This window comes from Thermodesulfobacteriota bacterium (assembly GCA_034189135.1).
In the GTDB taxonomy this organism is placed as follows: domain Bacteria; phylum Desulfobacterota; class Desulfobacteria; order Desulfobacterales; family JAUWMJ01; genus JAUWMJ01.
This window is the reverse complement of sequence record JAXHVO010000062.1, coordinates 85956-105672: the sequence shown is the minus strand read 5'-3', so window position 1 is coordinate 105672 and position 19717 is coordinate 85956. Positions and strand designations below refer to the sequence as shown.

The window sequence follows — 19717 nt, the reverse complement described above, 5'->3', positions numbered from 1 at the left end:
AATAATCTTCTGTCATTGGAGGATGCACTATGAAAAGGTGGAACACCAAAGTTAAGAAATTATGGATACTATTAGCTTTACCCACATTTTTTCTGGTCACCCACTGCGCTGAAGTTCAGCTTAACACCATTCCCCCTCCACCGCCGGGCGCCAAGCTCAGGATTTTTATCCAACCCACTTCAAGTACTGCGCCAAAACGTGGATGGCGCACGCCTTACAAAAAGTTCGAAAAAAAAATGTATCAAGCACTACGAAAAACCCTTTCAGATCAGGGAATGTACGAGGTGGTCCCCAAAAAAGATGTCCGCTCGGTTTTAGGAAGACAAATCTCAACAGTTTGGCGATGGGAAAGAAATGACTGGTCTCTGGCGAAAGAGGTTGGTCGGTCAGTGTATGCCGAATATGCCATGATCGCTGAGCGCGGTTGGGAGCCATCCCCTTACTGGCGTGTGGTATTGATCAATATTGAAACAGGTAAGCAATTTGCGGTATTCTCTCATGTAAAGGTCGGCACCCGGGGAGCATACAGTCCTGTTATCAAAGCATCTTATCGTGAAATATTCCGCGATGCAAAAAAGGATTTGATGGTCACTGCGCTCCGTATCGGCAACCGCAAGAAAGATCCGCATTTAGAGCATAAATCCCCACCGCTCAAAAAAGTACCCGCTTCAATTCAACGGGTTGAAAAACCACCTGTACCTTCAAAGAAACCTCGAACGCTTGCATCCCTGGGCCGACAGGTGGATATCGCCAAGACCCTCGAGGAAAAGTCTGCGGCCAAAGGCCGAGCCCAGCTTGCTGTTTACGATCTTGATGCTGCAAAACATCTGAAGATAGTGGCCCTTATTCTTTCTGAAGCCTTGAGAGAAGAACTGTTCCGTTTGGGTAACTTCATTCTGGTCAACCGTGAAAATATGAATCAGGTGGTGCAAGAGGTCACCCTTGGACAAACAGGGCTTATAGATGAAAAACAGGCAGTCCAGGCGGGAAAGGCATTGGCAGCGAAACAGATCATTGTAGGGAGTCTTAGATCAATAGGAAAAAGTTCGCTCCTTCAGGCCAAGCGGATCAATACCGAGACACACAGCACCATGGCCATATCCTCTTTAAGATGTAAAAATGGTAAGGAAGAAGTTTTGCTTGACCACATGGAAAAACTTGCCAGCAAATTGGTTCAAACACAATAAAGGACGAATCACCTATTTTTGATTGATTCAGATAGTTCCGCTACCCTTTGAGAAATATTTCTCACAGTCATTTTCCGGTGATCTATCCACCATTTGGCCTCTGTTTTTTGCTGCCACTCCTGGAAAAAGATATCAAACGCTTTGCCTGACTGCTTTTTTTCATCATCATTTTCAAACTTGAGGCTTTTTCTCAAATAATCGACCTTGCCGATTAACTCCGCCCTGATTTTTTCCGCCCATGAAACCATTTTCCAGGATCCTTTAAGTTCAGGAAATCCGATTGCCTGATGTGCCTTGGCAAGTTTTTTGGACTGCTCACTCAAGTATTCTTTTTTACACTTATCACAGTACCAGTCCTTTTTATCTACCAAAAACAGATTTTTCTGGTGGCTTTCAAACAGCTGTACCTGGAACATGGTACGGCAGGTACGACATCTTACCGTATAACTATATTTGTCTTCGGCCAATTTTGATGATCTCGTAAAAAGACTTTTAGCGCCAGATGGTGGGATTCGTTCAAAAAATAAATTTACCTTTTAGAGTGTCGCTCTATCCCGCATCACCATCTTGTTTTTAACCTAGGCCAATTTTTCTGAACGGCCGGTATACATTTTTCTTAACTTCGGCTTTTCTATTTTGCCGGTCGGATTTCTCGGAACATCTGCAAAAATGATTTTTCTTGGACGTTTGTATCTGGGAAGCCCTTCGCAATATTTCATGAGTTCTTCTTCGGTCATCTCCTGGGAAGGCTTTACCTTTACTATGGCAGTTACAATTTCACCCAAGCGCTCATCCGGATATCCAATCACCCCCACATCCTGCACTTTGTGATTATCCATAATGAAGCTTTCTATTTCCACCGGAAATATGTTTTCACCACCGGTAATAATAATGTCTTTGGCACGATCCACCAGCCAGATAAATCCGTCCTCATCATAGCGGGCAATATCTCCAGTCAGCAGCCATCCATCGACAATGGTTGCAGCAGTTGCTTCGGGGTTTTTATAATATTCCTTCATCACCCCAGGGCCCCTGACGGCAAGTTCACCGCTTTCACCCGGGGCGACCGGTTTCATTTCGTTGCTCATGGTCAAACTTTCCCAGTCGAAAATCATACACTCCCAGTCAAATCCGGGAACGCCGATTGCTCCCACCTTGTTCACATTTTCTATTCCAAGATGGACACAACCCGGGCCGGTGGTTTCGGTTAAACCGTAATTGGTGTCATACTCATGGTGGGGAAAAACCTTTTTCCAGTTTCTAATTAAAGATGGCGGGACAGGCTGGGCACCAATGTGCATTAACCGCCACTGGGATAGTTCGTAGTCATCTAAGCTTATCTCGTTATTTTCAATGGCAATCAGAATATCATGGGCCCAGGGGACCAGAAGCCAAACAACCGTGCATTTTTCTTCCGAAACTGCAGCAAGAATATCTTTTGGCTGTATCCCTTTTAATATAACCGCTTTCGCCCCTACAATAAAATTGCCAAACCAGTGCATTTTAGCACCGGTGTGGTACAGGGGCGGAATACACAGAAAGTTGTCTTCATGGGTCTGGTTGTGATGTCGGTTTTCCAAAAAGCAGGAAAATTCAAGGTTACGCTGTGTCAAATGAACAGCCTTTGGCTTACCGGTCGTTCCGGAGGTAAAGTACAGTGCGGCACTGTCACCTATGTCAACTTCGGTTTTAGGTTCTGTTTCCTGGCCGGATGACAAAAAATCAGCATACGACTGGGCATAATCGGGCATCAGCTCCTCGGGGCCGACAAATATATAGTTTGAAACAGTTTTATCAATAGTTGTTTTTATGCTATTGACTCTGTCAATAAATTCCTCGCCAAACAGAAAAGCCTTTGCTGCTGAAATTTCGGTGCAGTGTCTGATATCATCTGCGGCAAACCTGAAGTTAAGCGGCACCACCCATGCCCCTGTTCGCAAAATACCGAAATAAGCAGGGAGCCATTCAATGCAGTTCATCATCAAATGAACCACCTTATCTCCTTTTTTTATTCCCTTTGCAATCAGGGCATTGGCAACTCGGTTGGCTTCCGTGTTAAATTCCTCCCAGGTAATCTCTTTGCGGGTTTTTTTGCCAGGATCTCTTTCAATAAGGGCCACTTCCTTTGGGTAAACCCTGGCATTTCTGGCTAATATTTCAGTGATCAGCATGACTTGCTCCCTTCAATGCTTAACTCATCTAATCGAGTTTTTGAAATGCTTCCTTGCGCCCGGTATATTTTACTCTCATCTGTGGTTTCATAAGTTTTCCTGTCGGATTTCTCATAACCGGATCGAAAAGAACCTTACGGGGAACCTTGTACATGGCCAACTTCGTTTTTGCAAAATCAATCACCTCTTCTTCCGTCATTGATTCTCCCTCTTTAAGCTGCACAATGGCCAGAACCACTTCCACCAGGCGTTCGTCAGGGTATCCGATGCAGGCCACATCATCAATTTTGGGATGATCCATCAAAGCGTCTTCAATTTCTACCGGAAAAATATTTTCTCCCCCGGAGGTCACCATATCCTTCATACGGTCAACAATATAAAAGTATCCTTCTTCATCGGTCTTAAGCAGATCACCGGTGTAAAGCCAGCCGTCTTTTAATGTTTCAGCAGTCATCTCCGGATTGTTATAATACCCTTTCATCATGCGGTTGGTTTTAAATAAAAGCTCACCCACTTCTCCAGGAGGAAGTTCATTTCCTTCAACATCTACAATTTTAGCTTCTATCCCAAAAGTAGGTTTCCCGATGGATCCCGGTTTTTGCAACACTTCGTCAGGGTAAAGATTAAAAAGTCCGCCCCCGCCCCCTTCGGTAATTCCATAAATATTGGAAACACCACAGGGAAGGGCCTTTACCAGTCGCTGCATCACATCGAAAGGTACCGGTTGTGCCCCTATATCCATATACTTCCATCTTGAAAGATCATAATCGGAAAGTTTTATATCACCGTTTTCAATAGCGTTAAGAATGGCGATGCCGATCGGTACCACGAAGAGAACATCCGTAGCTTTCTCTTCACTCATGGCCTCAATGATCCATTTTGGATCAGTAAACTCTCTTAGAATGGTGCCCACAGCGCCTGTGGCATAAAAGGGAGCCCACAGAAACATGGTTCCACTGTGATATAACGGGAGGAAAAAGACATAATTATCATTTTTTTCCACAAAATAACTCATTCCATTTCCGATAGCCGTATTGTTAAGAGAATAATGGGTATGCATCACCGGCTTGGGATCACCGGTGGTACCGGAAGTAAACATCATGGCCAGGTCATGCTGATCGTCCACATCCACCATAGCTTCGGAAACATCATCAGATGCCGCTATGGTTTTATAATCGATCATATCATCAGGAACCTGTTCACCCACACAGATATACTTTTCAACGGTGGCCAGGTCTTTTTGGGTAGGTTGAACCACGGGAAGAAATTCCGAACCTATAATAAAGACTTTCGGACTGCAAATTTTAGCCGCATAAAGAATATCAGGGCCAAGGAATCTGAAATTCAGCGGCACCACCACAGCACCGATCTTGATAATTCCGTAATAGGTGATCAGCCACTCAAGGGAGTTGTTCTGAAGATGCATGACAAAGTCGCCGTCTTTAACTCCCAGCTCTTTTGAAAGGTAATTGGCCGTTTTATTGATTTCATCGTTAAACTGCCGCCATGTTAACGTCCTTCTCTGGTTCTTTGAAGGGGTCCTTTCGATCAAACATGTTTTATCAGGCAAATGGCGAGCATGGAGTGTTGCGTATCTGGCGTAATTCATTGCAATTTTCCTCCCTTATTCATTAATAAAAAGTGTTTACTTGATTATTTCAACATCTGTTTCGGGCGAATCTTCGGTGATATTCAGTGTTCTTTGGCAAAAAAATATTTACCCAACTTTTAATACAATAGAACCGGCGGTGTCACCTGCCGCACAGCCGCCAAAGAGCAGGTAACCACCACCTTCCATGGCCACCTCTTCAATACCTTCGATAATGCATCGTCCGGCTGTGGGTCCCTGGGGGTGCCCGTATACCAGTGAAGATCCGTAGTTGTTAAATCCATTCACATCTATATTAAACTCGTTGGCAAGATAGATATCATTGGCGGAAAACGGGTTATGGGTTTTGATGGCCTTAACGTCATTGATGCCGATACCGGCATTTTCAAGGGCCATTCTTGCTGCCGGAACAACGGCAGCAGCCATAAATCCTTTTTTTGCCCTGGCAAAACCGTAAGAGATCACCTGGATCTCAATGCCGGAATCATCGCTCAGTTCTTTGGCCTTTTCACGGGTGGTGACCATAACCCCACAGTTTCCATCAGCAGGATGGGTCTGTGCACCAAAAGTATGGACACCGTCTGGAAGAACGGGTCTCAGCTTGGCAAGCCCTTCTTTAGTACTTTGGGTCACCCCTTCATCTTCTTCCACCAGGATGGTCTTTTTTCTGGAAACGTTTATTTCCGCCGGAAACATGTAACGCTTTTGAAAAGCGCGGTTGTCAGCCAGCGCATCGGTATATTGCTCATAACGCCTTAATGCAACAGCATCGCATTCCTCTCTGGTGATGCCGGCTTCCTTGGAAACATTCTCCGCTGTCTGGATCATGGCTCCGCCCACTGAGGGATCTTTACCAAAATGATCCATCAGCCAATTTTCCGATATAACCTGTGCTCCCGGCCCCATGGGATTGGGCCAGATCGTATGGGGACCGTTGGAGCACCTGTCCACCATAAGGCAATACGGGGTTTGGTAAAGACCGGTTTCTACCCCAACAGCGGCCTGATAGATACAGGTAGTAGAAGTACTGCATGCCTGCATCAGGGTCACCCCCGGTATATGGCCGGCACCCATCATATGAGCGGCCCAGGTGCTGCCGTAAAACACATACGGCTGCCCGATGGTAATTCCCAGGTAGAGAAAGTCAAACATTTTTGCATCCCAGTTTTTTTCGGCAAACCATCTTTTAGCGGTATTGGCACCCAGTTCAATTGCATTGGCATTGGCCAGACTTCCCTGCCACCGGGCAAAGGGAGTGCTGTAATAGCCCTTGTACGGAATAAAAGCTTTTGTTAACATAAGATTAATCTCCATTAAGTTTAAGTATTTTAGGTTAATATATAATGTTTTCGATTTAGACGGTTTGGTAAAAAGTCCAAATTTCCCCGCTAAAAAGAAACGGGATAGAAAGGTGTATAATTTTTATTATTATACTACCCATGGTGCGTTGAATGATTACAAAGTGCGGCACCACACCGTCGCGCCAGGCGGAATTTACCAAACCGTCGATTTTATTCTCCGAAATTTTCCCTTAATACACGGTGAACTATTTTACCGGTCGGTGTTCTGGGCATTTCGTCCTGCTTGATGAATATCACTTTTTTGGGTCGTTTGTATCCGGCCAGCTTCTCTCTGCAATGGTCCATGATCGTTTTTTCATCAAGTTCGCCATTGGGTATCACCACCGCAACGACTTTTTCTCCCCATTTTTCGTCCGGCAGGCTAATGACAGCAACATCAAACACATCCGGATGACTGCCGATCACCTCTTCCACTTCGCTCGGATAAACGTGTTCACCGCCGGTGATGATCATATTGTCTTTTCTGTCCACAATCTGATAGAAACCGTCTTCATCACGTCTGGCCATATCCCCTGCAGAAAACCACTCTCCGCGAAAGGAGCTGGCGGTTTTTTCCGGAAGCTTGTAGTACTCGTCAAACAGCATGGGTCCCCGTGAATATAGTTCTCCCACTTCACCTGTGCCCACTTCATTGCCATGTATATCAAAAAGTTTAACAAAATCCGTACCCAAATTTTCAAAACCGATGGAGCCCAGTTTTTTCATCTGGTATTCAGGTTTTAACACCGTCACAATGCCTGCTTCTGTAGAGCCATATCCCTCGTAGAGCTCGACGCCGGGAAAAAAATCCATGATGGCCAGTTTCATATCTTTTCTCACCGGAGCAGATGAGCAGAGAAGCTTTTTGATAGAGCTGACGTCACGTTGTCGCCCCTCTTCGGAGACATTGAGAATAATGTTGTAATGGGTCGGGATGAGGGAAATAAAGGTAATTTTTTCTTTTTCTACAATCTCAAGAATTTCTTCAGGCCGGAAGGATTGGGCCGGATGCACATAGACCGTTGCACCGATATAGGTAAACGTAAAGGTAAAAAAGGTAGAGTTGATATGACAAAGGGGCATCACATTCATGCATATATCATGCTCGTTGAATCCGAAATCAACCGCATTGATAAGATAAAATGAAATGTGCGACTCATGAGAACGTACCACCCCTTTCGGCTTACCGGTGGTTCCCGATGTATATATCAAAATCCAGGCGTCTTCTGCGTTTACCACAACATCCGGTTCACTGTCTGAGGAATTGCCAATGAATGTCTCATATTCTAGGTATCCGTCTTTTCCTTCACCCACAACGACATAATTTTCCGGTTTAATATTCTTTAATTTTGTTTTTATGGGATCAACAGTCCCTACGAACTGGTCATGCACCACAAACGCTTTGGCATCCGAGTTGTTTACGATATACTCAACATCCGAGCTGACCAGGCGAAAATTGATGGGTACGATGACAAGCCCGGTTTTTGCAGTAGCAAGAAAAATTTCGATAATTTCGATGCTGTTTTCCATCAGCACAGCAACCTTATCACCTTTTTGCAAGCCGAAAGAAATAAGACTGTGAGCCAGCTTGTTCACGCGAATATTCGCTTGAGGATAGGTGTAGCTTCTTTTACTGTCTTTCAGTGCGACGGTATGGGGAAATTTCTTGGCGTTGACTTTAAAGTTCTGACCCAGATTCATCCAGCAGGCCATATATGTACTCCTTTCGTGTTGCGGGTTTCAGGTTTCGGGTGATGTTAAAAAAGCCGCTTCAAATAACCTTTAGTTGAATATCAAATATCGAACAAGGAATTTTTAAACATGAAGTGTAGAATCGATTTATTCCGGCACAATATCGGCGGACGAGTCTTTTTATTGGTAATATGAAAAAGACAGAATATCCGATTTCGATATTCATTATTCCTTATTCGATATTCTGCGTTTTAAAAAAACTTGGAAAAATTTAATCTGCTTAAAAGGTGAACGTGTTAACTTTTTTAAATACTGATTCTCGCATCAACCACAAACACGCCATCTTCATATGCAATAACCGGATTTAAATCCATTTCTTCAATGTCATTCAGATCGGTGACCAACTGGGACAGGCGCTGAATTATTTCAATCAGGGCCTTTTGGTCCACACCTTTTTGGCCCCTTACCCCTTTAAGGAGAGGCGCCATCTTGATGGAAGATATCATGTCACGCGCTTCACTTTGCGAAACCGGTGTGATGTCAAATACGACATCCTTGAAAACTTCAACATAAATACCACCCATTCCGAACATAATCAGGTGACCCAGCCCTTCTTCGGCTTTTGCACCCAAAATGACTTCCAGTCCATCCGGCATATATTTTTGGATAAAGAACTTAAGATCATCTGCCGATAGTTTCTTTTCCATTTCCCTGACCACAGATTTAACCGTATCGCCGTCTTTTAAATTAACCGCTACACCGCCCATATCGCTCTTATGAAGCACGGTCTGGGAGTCGGCTTTAACCACAACAGGAAAACCGATTTCCAAAGCTTTTTTCTCAGCCTCTTCGGCATTGCTGGCGATTCGCCAGTTTGCCACTGGAATTTTATACGCTGAAAGGATATCGTAAACCTCGGTTGCCGAAAGGCTATTTTTCCCGGCCTGTTTTGCTTTGTCAATAATGGCTTTGCCCCTTGCTTTATCAACATCTGCGAATGCGGTGACTTCTGTTATCTCCCGGCTTCTAATTTTATTGTATCTGACAAGAGCAGTTAAAGCCCGTGCGGCAACGCCGGGAAGGCTGAAACACGGGACGCCGCCTTCCTGCAGTATTTTAACCGTTTCCGTCCACTGGCGTTTGTCGGTCATCAGATTACAAACCATAGGCTTTCGCTGCTGTTTGTTAACCTCAACAATTTCTTTGGCAATGCTGTCCGTATCTACAAAGAAAGGGGTGACAAAGTTGACAAACACGCAGTCAAAGTTATCATCATCCATCATGGCATCCAGGCATGCCCGGTAATGCCCTGCATTGCCGGTTGCCAGGACATCAACAGGATTGCTAACCGTTGCTTCGGGATATAATTTTTCCTTTAAAAGGTCTTTCGTTTTTTCCGAAAGCGGCGGCAGCTCCAATTCGTCGGCAACGAGAATATCGGTGGCAATGACAGCCGGGCCGCCGGTATTGGTTATAATACCCACGCGTTTTCCTTTTGGAATCGGTTGGGTGGCAAAAGCCGCCGCCGCCTGGATGAGTTCTCCCTCGTCCCGGAAAGTCAGAATGCCTGCCTTCTTAAAGATTAGGTCTGTGGCAATATCTTCTTTGGCCAGTCCGCCGGTATGGGAGGCGGCCGCTTTGGCGCCTTCCTTGGTACGGCCGGCTTTCATGGCAAGAACCGGTTTTTTGGCTGCCACTTCTTTGGCCACTTTCATGAATGTTTCAGGGTCTCTGAGTCCTTCCACATAGGTGACGATGACCCGGGTGCCTTCATCTTCACCCAAGTACCGTATGATTTCCGGAATGGTAACATCACAGGCGTTTCCATTGGAAGCATAAATCCGTGTTCCGATTCCCATTTCGGAAAAGCCCTGGTGGATGACTTCAGCCACACCGCCGCTTAATGCAACGATGGATATAAACCCGACGTCAGGCTTGGTAAATGTGAAGTTGCAGTATGCCCTGATATCCGGATCGGAGTTAATAATTCCCTGGCAGTTGGGGCCGAACATCCGGATGCCGTATTTTTTTGCTTTTGACAAAAAATCTTTTTCAATGGCTTCACCCTCAGGACCGATTTCAGAAAATCCACCGGAATTGATAATGATATTTTTGACCCCTTTTTTCCCGCAATCCTCTACTGCCTGGGGTACAAATTTTGCCGGAATCACCATATGGACCACATCAATACCGTCCGGACAGTCCATGATCGACTTGTAGGCCTTAATCCCTCGGACTTCGTCTGCCTTGGGGTTGATCGGATAAACCGGTCCCTTAAACTCAAAATCGATCAGGTTTTTAATCACCCTGTTTCCTATGGATAATTCTTTTGTGGATGCTCCGATAATTGCAACCGATTTGGGTCTGAATAAAGAGTCTAACATTTTATTTTCTCTCCTCTAACTGTTCAATAAAGGCTTCGACATTGGTTTTGGTCTGTTCATCGGAAAGACACCTTAGGTCGTTTAGGTCACCGTCAATGGTTAAACTGGGTATGCCTGTTTCCTTTTCCAGGCGTTCGGGCATTCCGTACTGGCAGTTTGTGTTGTTGGGACATGTCCTGGCATCGTGATAGACCACCCCGTCGATTTTAAAGAAGTCAAGTTTCTCTTTGATATACTTTTCCTTATATTCATCGGAACGTACGATAAAAAGCTCCGTATATGCCCGTGCCATGCTTTCAAAAGGGTTCTCCGGGTCTAAAGCGGAAAATATCCAGCTGCTGCAATAGGTAGATGCAATCACATTGGCATTCAGACCGGCAAACAGCTTGGAATGCATGCTCAACCTGCCCCAGACCGGCATGCCGTCCCAGTAAATTCTATAACGTTCGTCTTCCAGGGCACCCTCGCCGCTTGCCACTCTTTCGTCAAGCTCTTCTAAAAGCAGGTTATATGCATCAATAGCCTGCGGGGTTCCTCTTCCCACCACCGCCGGCCCCATAAGGGTGGTGCCGTCAAAAAACGTCAAAGGAGAAGGTGTCGCCGATGCCGCGGCCAGACATTTTTCCCACAGGTCCGAGCACTCACGGGAAAGCTTGACTGCATTTTTGAACTCGTCCATATCGAATTTTCTCCCCGCGACTTTTTCCAGCGGTTCGACAATATTTTCCAGCTGTTTGGTTATGGAAGTAATATGAGAGTCGGTCACATCCTTAACCCCTCGATAGGTGTGAACACCAACTAGCGGAACGTCAAACTTTTCCGCATACCAGGCAAACCAGTCCTGAACGTCCCTGCATTGGTTGGTGTTAAAAACCAGTACGTCAGGCTTCGGTACGCTTTCAATCCCCTTAAATGCCCTGGATAAAGGGGTCACGCCCTCAACAAATGCGCCGATATCGGCGGTAAGATAGGAGCAAATCTCAGGCGAATAGCCCAGTGCATTGGCAACAGGGATTAAGTCTGTAGCCATTCGAGTGGTCCCCAGCATAGCGGAATGTGTTTCCGGAAAGTATGTCAGAAAACCGAGCCCCCTTAATATTTCTGCAGGGCCCACGCTGGTCACCCACGCGACCTTTTGTTTTCCCGATTTTGCAGCCTCATCAAGTTCATAATAGTAATCTGCCATGAATTTTCCTAAATCTCTGGCGGCTTTCAGCCGCTTGATGACGATTTTTTTTTCTTCAGTCATAAAATTCCTCCATTATTGAAAAAAGTATACTAGGTCAATTCGTTGATAACAGAACACAGATCTACGTAAATTCTCACGTATGTTGCTAACACTCTTGCTTTTCCCATATCAGTAAAATAATTTATCGGTGTGATCTGTGTTTATCCGTGTCCCATTTGAAAAAAACTATTTTGCATTTTCAATTGCGTAAAGCGCCGCTCCAACCGCACCGGTCAGCTGCGGATATTCCGGGACCAATATATTTCTTCCGATCAGCTCTTTAGCCATTTCGACCAGATAGGGGTTATGGGCAACCACCCCTCCGGTCATGACCACCTTTTTGGTAAAGGAATCCATCTCCACAATCCTTTTGATTACCGAAAAGAAAAGTCCCTTTACAATATCCGGCACCTTTTTACCGTTTCTTATATTTTCCAGTACTTCCGTACCTGAAAACACGGTACAATAGCTGCCCAGCTTAATCATATCTGTCGATTGAGCAGCCAGGTCGTTCATTTCTTCCAAAGCAATGTTAAGCCTCGGAGCCATCTCTTCAAGAAAGGCCCCTGTTCCGGCAGCACACTTGCGATTCATCTTAAAGCCGGTTCGCTGCCCGTCATCGCCAAGCTTGATCACTTTATTGTCCTGGCCGCCTATATCTATAATCGTAATGGAAAAAGGGTAATAAAAATAGCATCCCTTTGCATGGCAGCCGATTTCGGTTTTGCTTTCGTGGGCAAAAGAAACATTTTTTCTGCCATATCCGGTTGAAATGGCTTTAACCACATCTTCCTTTTTTGCACCTGCCATTTTAAGTGATATGGATAGACATTCTTCTGCTGTTGCGGCAAAATCTGTTCCGGATTTATCTATTGCATGACCGATGAGATTTTTATCCGGATCAAGAACCGCGACTTTTGTCCTTGATGCCCCGACATCGACACCCACGAAAATGGGAGTTGCGTGTTTCGCGTTGTGTGTTGCGGGTTGTGAGTTGTGGGTTTCTGGTTTATCCTTCATATTTAACTAGTTATAATGATTTTGCTCTTTGAATATTCAGCTGATTTTTTTAATTAATATCGAATATCGAACAAGGAATTTCGAATGATGAAGTGTCAAATTGTTTTATTCTTTTCTTTATACTATCAAAACGATAGAATACCTTACTTCGATATTCATTATTGCTTGTTCGATATTCTGCGGTTGTAAAGATGCTGATTAATTTGTTTTTTTTTAACAAAGCTAAAATAGTGTATATAATTTTTTTTACTAATGAGGAAAAAGTAAGAGCATTATGATCCGTATGAATCTGTGCAAATCTGTGTCCTACTTAGATTCCAGGCCTTTAACCAAAGCCTGTAATGTAAGGTTGTAAGGTGTGTTTACCCCTGCACGGATTCCGTATTCAACAAATTTTCCATTAATAAAATCAATTTCAGTCCGGCGATTATTCTCAATATCCATGAGCATGGAAGGCTTGTGGTTTCCCGCATTTTTCATGTATTCAATGGCACCTGGATAATAATCCCATCCAAGGTCAATCTCATTGGTCCTGGCCACCATTGCACATTCTTTCACCAGGGCATCGACAATCTGAAAAACAATGGGATCACCCATTGCCTGAGCCATGGTAAGCCCTGTTACCGCACATACCGGGTTCATACTGGCATTCATGATGCTCTTGCGCCATACCATAGAGACAATCTGATCTGTATGATCAGTGGTAAGGCCGCATTTGCTGAGGGATTGGGCGATGGCAATCGCTGCTTCTTTTGATTCAGTGTCGAGTTCCTGAATAAAATGAGGTGTATGATGAAACGGCATAATCACATGACACGGCCCTTTAAGCCCGCAACCGTAATTCACCACCGCACGCATGGACGGTTTTTTCCCCAAGGTTTTGGCGATTTCAAGCTCGGTATCAATACCGTTTTGCCAGCTGACCACATACATGCCTTCTTTGTAAAAGCCTTCGATTGCAGAGGCAATCAGCGGCAGTGCATTGGCCTTAACGGTGATGAAGATAACATCCGGAGGATTTTTTGCCAGCTCATCAATATTGGTAATCGTTTTAGCTACAGGCTGTTGAAAGTTCTCCGCACCTTCTAAAATAATTCCAGGATCTGTGGCCGGTTTGACCAGATCTTCAATCACATCACAAAGGGTAACATCAAATCCCCCCTTTGCCAGAAAGGCTGCAACAATACAACCCACCGGGCCGGCCCCGATAACTGCAAATGACCGGGGGCTAAATACGGCTTTTTCATTCATTGGTAACCCTCCCCTGTTTTTTTATGAAGAATAAAAGGATAAGTATCCAGGTATTTAGGTCGAAGACTGAAGGCTGAAGCATTTCAACCGTCTCTTAACGCTCGAATCAGACTATTTACGCCCTTCTCTTCTTCGACAATATTTGGTTCAATCAGAGATGAATCGTAGTTGCGAAAGATGCCCCACGCTTCTACCCTCTGCCTTTGTGCCTTTTTCCTTTCTTTTCCCTCCTGTCTTCTACCTTCTACCTGCAACCTATTTCTTTTGCGGTGGCAAAGCCAAGGTCAAACGCTTTCAGATTTATATCAACGAAGGCTTTCTTTGTCTTTGTTTTTATGGTCTCTTGGATGCTGTCTGCGGTCAGGGGAAGAATATCGGTTTGGATCATGGCCCCAAGAAGTACCATATTCACCGACATGACATTACCGGCCTCTTTGGCAAGCTCGGCGGCGTCGAAAGCAATCAGGTTTGCTGTTTTTGCCCGGATTAAATCCTGAACTTGTTTAAGATCAGGGTAGGTCCCTTTCCCGATTGCCACTGTAAACGGCGGCAGCGGTGAAAGGTTGGTAATCACCACCGTTTTTGCATTGCATTTGTTTAACGCCCGGGTGGTTTCAGAGGGCTCAAACCCGACAAGTACGTCTGCCTCGCCATCTGAAATGATCGTGCTATCAGAATCACCGAATACGATAGCAGATTCAACCACTCCACCTCGCTGTGCCATACCGTGTATTTCACTCATTCGAACCGGAACATCGGAAAGAAGCGCCGCTTCCCCAAGAACCCTTGAAGCCAGCAGGTTTCCCTGTCCGCCAACAGCCACTATTATTAATCTTGTTGTATTCATTTTTTTTATCCTATCGTTACAGGTAAAATATCAGTTTATGCGGCTTTGCCTTTACTCTTTAAGGGCAGTATTGCATTTTCAGGACAAATTTGTGCACAGAGGGCACATCCCACGCACAGCTCAGGGTCAATATTGGGTCTGTCATCCTTTAGGAAAAAAGCCGGGCAGGCGAGCTCGTTAATGCAGTCTCTGTGATTTTTACATTTATCGCTGATATAAAATGGTTTTCCTTTAAGTTTCTTAAGGCTTTTGGCATACAGGGTACACAGCTCCTGTGAAATAATGACCGAAACACCCTTAAAATTTAAAGCCTTTCTCACCGCCTCGATACTCTTTTTAACCCTGTATGGCCGGATTACCTCAATGTGCTGAACACCGACCGCTTCCACTATTTTCTCTATGGAGACTTTGCCATATCCGCTCAGATTGAAATTTTCCATATCCACACCCGGATTCGGCTGATGTCCGGTCATGGCTGTAATCCCATTGTCCAAAATAACCAGGGTGAAATTATGGTTATTAAAAACAGCATTAACCAGGCCGGGTATTCCTGAGTGAAAAAAGGTGGAATCACCGATAAAAGATATCACCTTTTTGTCTGTGGCTTTTGAAAAGCCGCAGGCTGTGCCGACGGAAGATCCCATGCATATGAGAAAGTCCGCCATGGAAAGGGGAGGCAGCAAGCCAAGGGTATAACATCCGATATCGGTGGGATAAATGGTCTCCAGGCCTTCAGCTGCAGCAGCCTTTTTAACGGCATAATAGGTCGCCCGGTGGGAACACCCGGCACACAGGTTGGGGGGTCGCTGGGGTATTTCCGGGACATCGGAAAGATCAGCAAGAGCAACCGGAGTGTATTCAAGGCCAAAATATTTGGCAATGCATTGGCGAACCTGGGCCGGATTGAATTCATACAGCCGGGAAAAAAGGTCGTTTCCTTTACCCCTTATGCTAAGAGTCAGTCCTGCTTCCTGAGCAATGGCCTTGATCGCCTCTTCCATATAAGGCTCGCCTTCCTCGATCACCAGAACCTTTTCACATCCTTTTAAGAAATCCGTTATCAGCTTCGAGGGCATGGGGTGCGAGAAACCGATTCTAAGTATACGTGTCTTATCTTTGATGCTTAAATCGTTTAAAGCATCCTTTGCATAGTTATAACTGACCCCGTTGCATATAATGCCCCAGGATCCCGACCCGGTGGTAAAATTATAATCCGATTTTTCGGAAATTTCCTGGGCGGCTTCAATGTTTTTAAGCAGCTTGACATGCAGATTTCTGGAAACCGCAGGAACGGTCACATAGCTAAACGGGTCTTTGGCAAAATCACCCTTTGTTACCCGCTGTTTTATCTCACCCAAAGTGACCATTCCGGTGGAATGGTTGATTCGGGTCGTCGTTCGGAAAAGTACCGGTTCCTGTAATTTTTCTGAGAGATCAAAGGCGTAGGCAACCATATCTTTGGCTTCTTCCACGGACGAAGGCTCCACAATGGGAAGTCCTGAAAGTTTACCGTAATAACGGTTATCCTGTTCGTTCTGGCTGGAAAACATGAACGGATCATCGGCGGTCATAATCACCAGCCCCCCCTTGACACCCACATAGGCCAGGGTCATAAGAGCATCCGCAGCCACGTTCAGCCCCACATGTTTCATCATACACATGGTACGGACACCGGAGTTGGCGGCAGCAGCCGCCACCTCGAGTGCAACCTTCTCATTCACACTGTATTCAAAATAAAGGTCGCTTTCCTGGGACATCTGAAAAAAGTTTAAAGATGCTTCTGAAGATGGCGTGCCTGGATAGGTGCTGGTAAAGGCAACACCCGCTTCAATGGCTCCCCTGGCAATGGCTTCATTGCCCAGAAGCAGCATCGTTTCGCCGGGGTTGTCAGTCAGTAGTTTATGCATGGCATTTTCCTTGAAAAGTGGTTTTAGGTTTTATGGGAGAGTTCATGAGACCTTTGAAAAACGGTATTTTATATTTGAATCCGATACAGAAATCATACATAAAAGGCCATTTTGCAACTATCTCAACAACGCAGCTACAATACAGCTACAAAGCAGTTAAGTCAAGAAAAAATATTTACAAATTTTAATGAAATTTTAAGATGAAATTATTTGAATTGCATTAGGTCTTAAACGCTTCAAAGTGACGGTTAATGGGCTTTTGGAGAAAGGATAATAAATTCTGGATTTTTCGATTTAAAATTTTATCAAACAAATTGAAATGAAAAGTACGCTGTGCATCTATTCTTGATTTATTTGGAAACCTTAAACCTAAAAAGCGTCTCGGAATCACCTACCATTGTTTCCATTCAAGCATCATCCTTTGCATACTTTCAATCCAGCTAAGAAAAACCGCCTTTGATGAATATATTCTTTACGTTTTTTCTGATTTCTGCCATAATTTTTAAGTTTGATGGACATACCTTTTAATTTCGTTGATAAATCTACAATCGGAACTGTGCCTTGGCTTAACAAATTATACAATCTGAACTCCTATATGGGCCGGATAGGAGGGTGACATGAAAGAAGCCATTAAACACCAAAATCTTAGCCATGAGTTCTACACCTTCGAGAGGTGCTACATTACTGAATTATCCAACACGCCTGATGACCCAGATGTATCAATCGCGCGGGCAAAAGTGAAGCCTGGAGCTACAACTCGCTGGCATCGTCTTAAGGGAACCGTCGAGCGCTACTACATTCTCAATGGCACGGGTCGTGTAGAGGTTGGGGAACTATCCCCAGAGGAAGTAAAACCTGGTGACATCGTGCTCATTCCGCCGATGTGTCGTCAGCGCATCACCAACATAGGCTCAGAAGATTTGGTCTTTCTGGCTATCTGCACACCTCGGTTTTCCAATGAGGCTTATAAAGATATTGAGGACAATCCAATTTAAGGAGGGTGATAGTTAAAGGTTGCCAGGCCCGTTTTTCTTTTGTTTCTGAGAGCATGGCTGTGTATATTTTGCGTGTATCTGCAATGAAAATGAAACGGCAACGAAATATTCTCATTTCATCTCAGGTTCGTAAACATTCAGATTTTACTTTGAACTATAATCTGACCTTTCAATAAACGGAATAATTTTAAGTAGGAGCAAGTAATGGCTGTTGGTTGGGCCCGTGATGAGGCTGTGCAGGATCAAATAGACGCCAGTGTGGAAGACGCTGTAAAGCGGGCCAGGAGTCGGATGCCTGATGGCGAGAGCTCAACTCACTGTGAAAAATGTGAAAGCCTTATTCCAGAAGCACGCCGCAAAGCAATCCCTGGAGTTCGCCTATGCGTCCGCTGCCAGTCCGCACTGGAAAAAAAAGTGACGGCTTTCACCGGGATCAATCGACGTGGCAGCAAAGACAGTCAGTTGAGATAAGCTGATACCGGGGAATTCATGGCTAAAGGAAAAGGAGAAACTATGCGATTCATTTTTGTTCTGGTTGTTTCGTCCTCCCTTCTTTTTTTGGGATGTGGTGCCGTCAGCGACATGAAAGATATGTTTGCTAAGCAGGGCTTGGTTCAGGAAGCAATCAAAGAAAACTATGGACTGCATTCTCAGGTTGGCTGGAATATGCACAATGGTGTACTCAAACATGTCACTGTAGTCTTTTTTGCCGATGAAGTACGTGATAAAAAAGTTTCCGAGCTTGAAGTGGTTGTTCAAAACGCAGTTTATGGGGCATTTGAAAGCACCCCACAGGTACTTAATGTACAAATTTCCTGCAAACCAAAGACCGAAGCATAGCCTGCTATAATGTGTTGCATCAACCTGCACTCTCTATTTTAACAAAAGTTGCAGCCTCAGCCTTTATACGAGGCTTCAATCCCTGTAAGTAAATTGGACGAGTTTTTCTTTATAAAGCATGGAAAATCAAACCATGATAAATTTAATGAAACCTGAAAACGAAGCAGAAGCAAATGTAATCAAATCGGTTTTACAGGAGCATGGAATATACGCAGAAATAAGATCCTTTCATGATACTGCCTATGACGGCCTGTTCCAATCTCAATATGGTTGGGGCGTCATTCGGGTTTCTGAGACAGATTTTGCCCAAGCGCAGAGAATCATTGAAGAATGGACAAAAGCATCTCCCGGAGAACTCCCATGGAAAAAGAAGATAACCAAATGATTGATCGCAAAATGCAACAGCCGTTAAACTGCGAGCAATTATGGTTAAAGGTCCGTTTAAAAATAAATTTGCACTTTAAGGTGTCGAGGCACCTGCATGGCAAGACGCAACGATGATGAGAGGTGAAACATGTTTCCTGAATTCAGTTTATCCGCAAAATATCAAGAGGTCTATCCCGGCGTCGGATTCGGCCTGACGCTGATCAGCAACTGTACAGAAAGTGCCAGCCCCAAAGGGTTTGCGCCCTATAAGAAAAAACATCTTCGCAAAATGAGAAAACGAGAGACACTGGCGCAGATCACCGAAAGGATCAGGATTTACGACACGTTTTTTGACCGGTTCGGCTATCCCTGCCCGCTCACCAAGCATCTGAAAAGAACCGTCAACAGCGGTTTCCCCATGTATTCCCTGTTCGTGGATGCCCACTTCATGGCCGAAATGTGTGCCGGCATCCTGGTAGCGGTGACCGATGCCGACAAATTCGACGGCGGATTGACCCTGGATGTTGCCAAAGAAGGCGAAACCTGTAAGGGGATGGGTGGTCGGCAGTTTGTCATGCAAAAAGAGGAAATTGTGCTGCGTGATGAAAAGGAGATCGTTTGCGTCCTCTGCCAGGGTGCAGATGACAAAACTAGAGTAACGGAACACACCACCAACGTTTGTTTCTATGCCTATGCTGTTCCGGGCATTGAATCAGACCATCTCAAAAACGGGCTAACTGTGGCCGCCGACACCATAGCTGAGTTTGGTGGCGGCAGTATTGAAGGCATCCATATTTATTAAAAGCTCAAATGCCTATTACTTGCTTTTCAACTGGTTTATAATATTGCATGGCATCATCGCCGCTTCCGGTTTCTTACA

18 protein-coding genes are annotated in these 19717 nt (G+C 44.8%); 6 read left to right on the top strand and 12 right to left on the bottom strand.

Annotated elements, in window-relative coordinates:
• Positions 1 to 29 precede the first annotated feature (29 nt).
• Entirely contained in the window at positions 30 to 1187 is a 1158-nt protein-coding gene (locus tag SWH54_08805; GenBank protein ID MDY6791353.1) for a CsgG/HfaB family protein, read from the top strand.
• Positions 1188 to 1195: 8 nt separating this feature from the next.
• On the opposite strand, the gene SWH54_08800 is transcribed toward SWH54_08805, so the two are convergent.
• The 12 genes from SWH54_08800 to iorA all read right to left on the bottom strand — a co-directional run bounded on the left by SWH54_08800 (position 1196) and on the right by iorA (position 16636).
• Positions 1196 to 1654 (bottom strand): hypothetical protein, encoded by a 459-nt coding sequence (locus SWH54_08800; protein ID MDY6791352.1) that lies wholly within the window; start codon positions 1652 to 1654, stop codon positions 1196 to 1198.
• A 111-nt stretch (positions 1655 to 1765) separates the two neighbouring features.
• Positions 1766 to 3358, bottom strand: a complete 1593-nt coding sequence (locus SWH54_08795) for a class I adenylate-forming enzyme family protein (protein ID MDY6791351.1) — start codon at positions 3356 to 3358, stop codon at positions 1766 to 1768.
• A 28-nt stretch (positions 3359 to 3386) separates the two neighbouring features.
• On the bottom strand, positions 3387 to 4967 hold the full coding sequence (locus tag SWH54_08790; GenBank protein ID MDY6791350.1) for an AMP-binding protein: 1581 nt from the start codon (positions 4965 to 4967) through the stop codon (positions 3387 to 3389).
• A 108-nt stretch (positions 4968 to 5075) separates the two neighbouring features.
• On the bottom strand, positions 5076 to 6266 hold the full coding sequence (locus tag SWH54_08785) for a thiolase family protein (protein ID MDY6791349.1): 1191 nt from the start codon (positions 6264 to 6266) through the stop codon (positions 5076 to 5078).
• 212 nt (positions 6267 to 6478) lie between these two features.
• A complete protein-coding gene (locus tag SWH54_08780) occupies positions 6479 to 8020 on the bottom strand; it encodes an AMP-binding protein (protein ID MDY6791348.1) in 1542 nt (513 codons plus the stop codon).
• A gap of 284 nt (positions 8021 to 8304) precedes the next feature.
• Positions 8305 to 10383 (bottom strand): acetate--CoA ligase family protein, encoded by a 2079-nt coding sequence (locus SWH54_08775; GenBank protein ID MDY6791347.1) that lies wholly within the window; start codon positions 10381 to 10383, stop codon positions 8305 to 8307.
• 1 nt (position 10384) lies between these two features.
• Positions 10385 to 11632: a 2-hydroxyacyl-CoA dehydratase family protein gene (locus SWH54_08770; GenBank protein ID MDY6791346.1), complete on the bottom strand. Its 1248-nt coding sequence runs from the start codon at positions 11630 to 11632 to the stop codon at positions 10385 to 10387.
• A gap of 165 nt (positions 11633 to 11797) precedes the next feature.
• Positions 11798 to 12631 carry an acyl-CoA dehydratase activase gene (locus SWH54_08765; GenBank protein MDY6791345.1) on the bottom strand — a complete coding sequence of 278 codons (834 nt, stop codon included), beginning with the start codon at positions 12629 to 12631 and terminating at the stop codon, positions 11798 to 11800.
• A gap of 306 nt (positions 12632 to 12937) precedes the next feature.
• On the bottom strand, positions 12938 to 13882 hold the full coding sequence (locus SWH54_08760; protein ID MDY6791344.1) for a 2-dehydropantoate 2-reductase: 945 nt from the start codon (positions 13880 to 13882) through the stop codon (positions 12938 to 12940).
• A gap of 83 nt (positions 13883 to 13965) precedes the next feature.
• On the bottom strand, positions 13966 to 14136 hold the full coding sequence (locus SWH54_08755) for a hypothetical protein (protein ID MDY6791343.1): 171 nt from the start codon (positions 14134 to 14136) through the stop codon (positions 13966 to 13968).
• Positions 14127 to 14729, bottom strand: a complete 603-nt coding sequence (locus tag SWH54_08750) for an indolepyruvate oxidoreductase subunit beta (protein MDY6791342.1) — start codon at positions 14727 to 14729, stop codon at positions 14127 to 14129. The genes SWH54_08755 and SWH54_08750 overlap by 10 nt, the downstream gene beginning before the upstream one ends.
• Before the next feature lie 35 nt (positions 14730 to 14764).
• Entirely contained in the window at positions 14765 to 16636 is a 1872-nt protein-coding gene (gene iorA, locus SWH54_08745) for an indolepyruvate ferredoxin oxidoreductase subunit alpha (GenBank protein ID MDY6791341.1), read from the bottom strand.
• A 617-nt stretch (positions 16637 to 17253) separates the two neighbouring features.
• Between iorA and SWH54_08740 the strand changes: the two genes are divergently transcribed.
• From SWH54_08740 to SWH54_08720, 5 genes are all read left to right on the top strand, one after another.
• Positions 17254 to 17631, top strand: a complete 378-nt coding sequence (locus tag SWH54_08740; protein MDY6791340.1) for a cupin domain-containing protein — start codon at positions 17254 to 17256, stop codon at positions 17629 to 17631.
• Between the two features lie 204 nt (positions 17632 to 17835).
• Positions 17836 to 18102, top strand: a complete 267-nt coding sequence (locus tag SWH54_08735; GenBank protein MDY6791339.1) for a DksA/TraR family C4-type zinc finger protein — start codon at positions 17836 to 17838, stop codon at positions 18100 to 18102.
• Between the two features lie 18 nt (positions 18103 to 18120).
• Complete coding sequence (locus SWH54_08730) at positions 18121 to 18471, top strand: hypothetical protein (GenBank protein ID MDY6791338.1); 351 nt, start codon at positions 18121 to 18123, stop codon at positions 18469 to 18471.
• Positions 18472 to 18604: 133 nt separating this feature from the next.
• Positions 18605 to 18856 carry a DUF2007 domain-containing protein gene (locus tag SWH54_08725; GenBank protein MDY6791337.1) on the top strand — a complete coding sequence of 84 codons (252 nt, stop codon included), beginning with the start codon at positions 18605 to 18607 and terminating at the stop codon, positions 18854 to 18856.
• 129 nt (positions 18857 to 18985) lie between these two features.
• Positions 18986 to 19639 (top strand): phenylalanine--tRNA ligase beta subunit-related protein, encoded by a 654-nt coding sequence (locus tag SWH54_08720; GenBank protein ID MDY6791336.1) that lies wholly within the window; start codon positions 18986 to 18988, stop codon positions 19637 to 19639.
• Positions 19640 to 19717 lie beyond the last annotated feature (78 nt).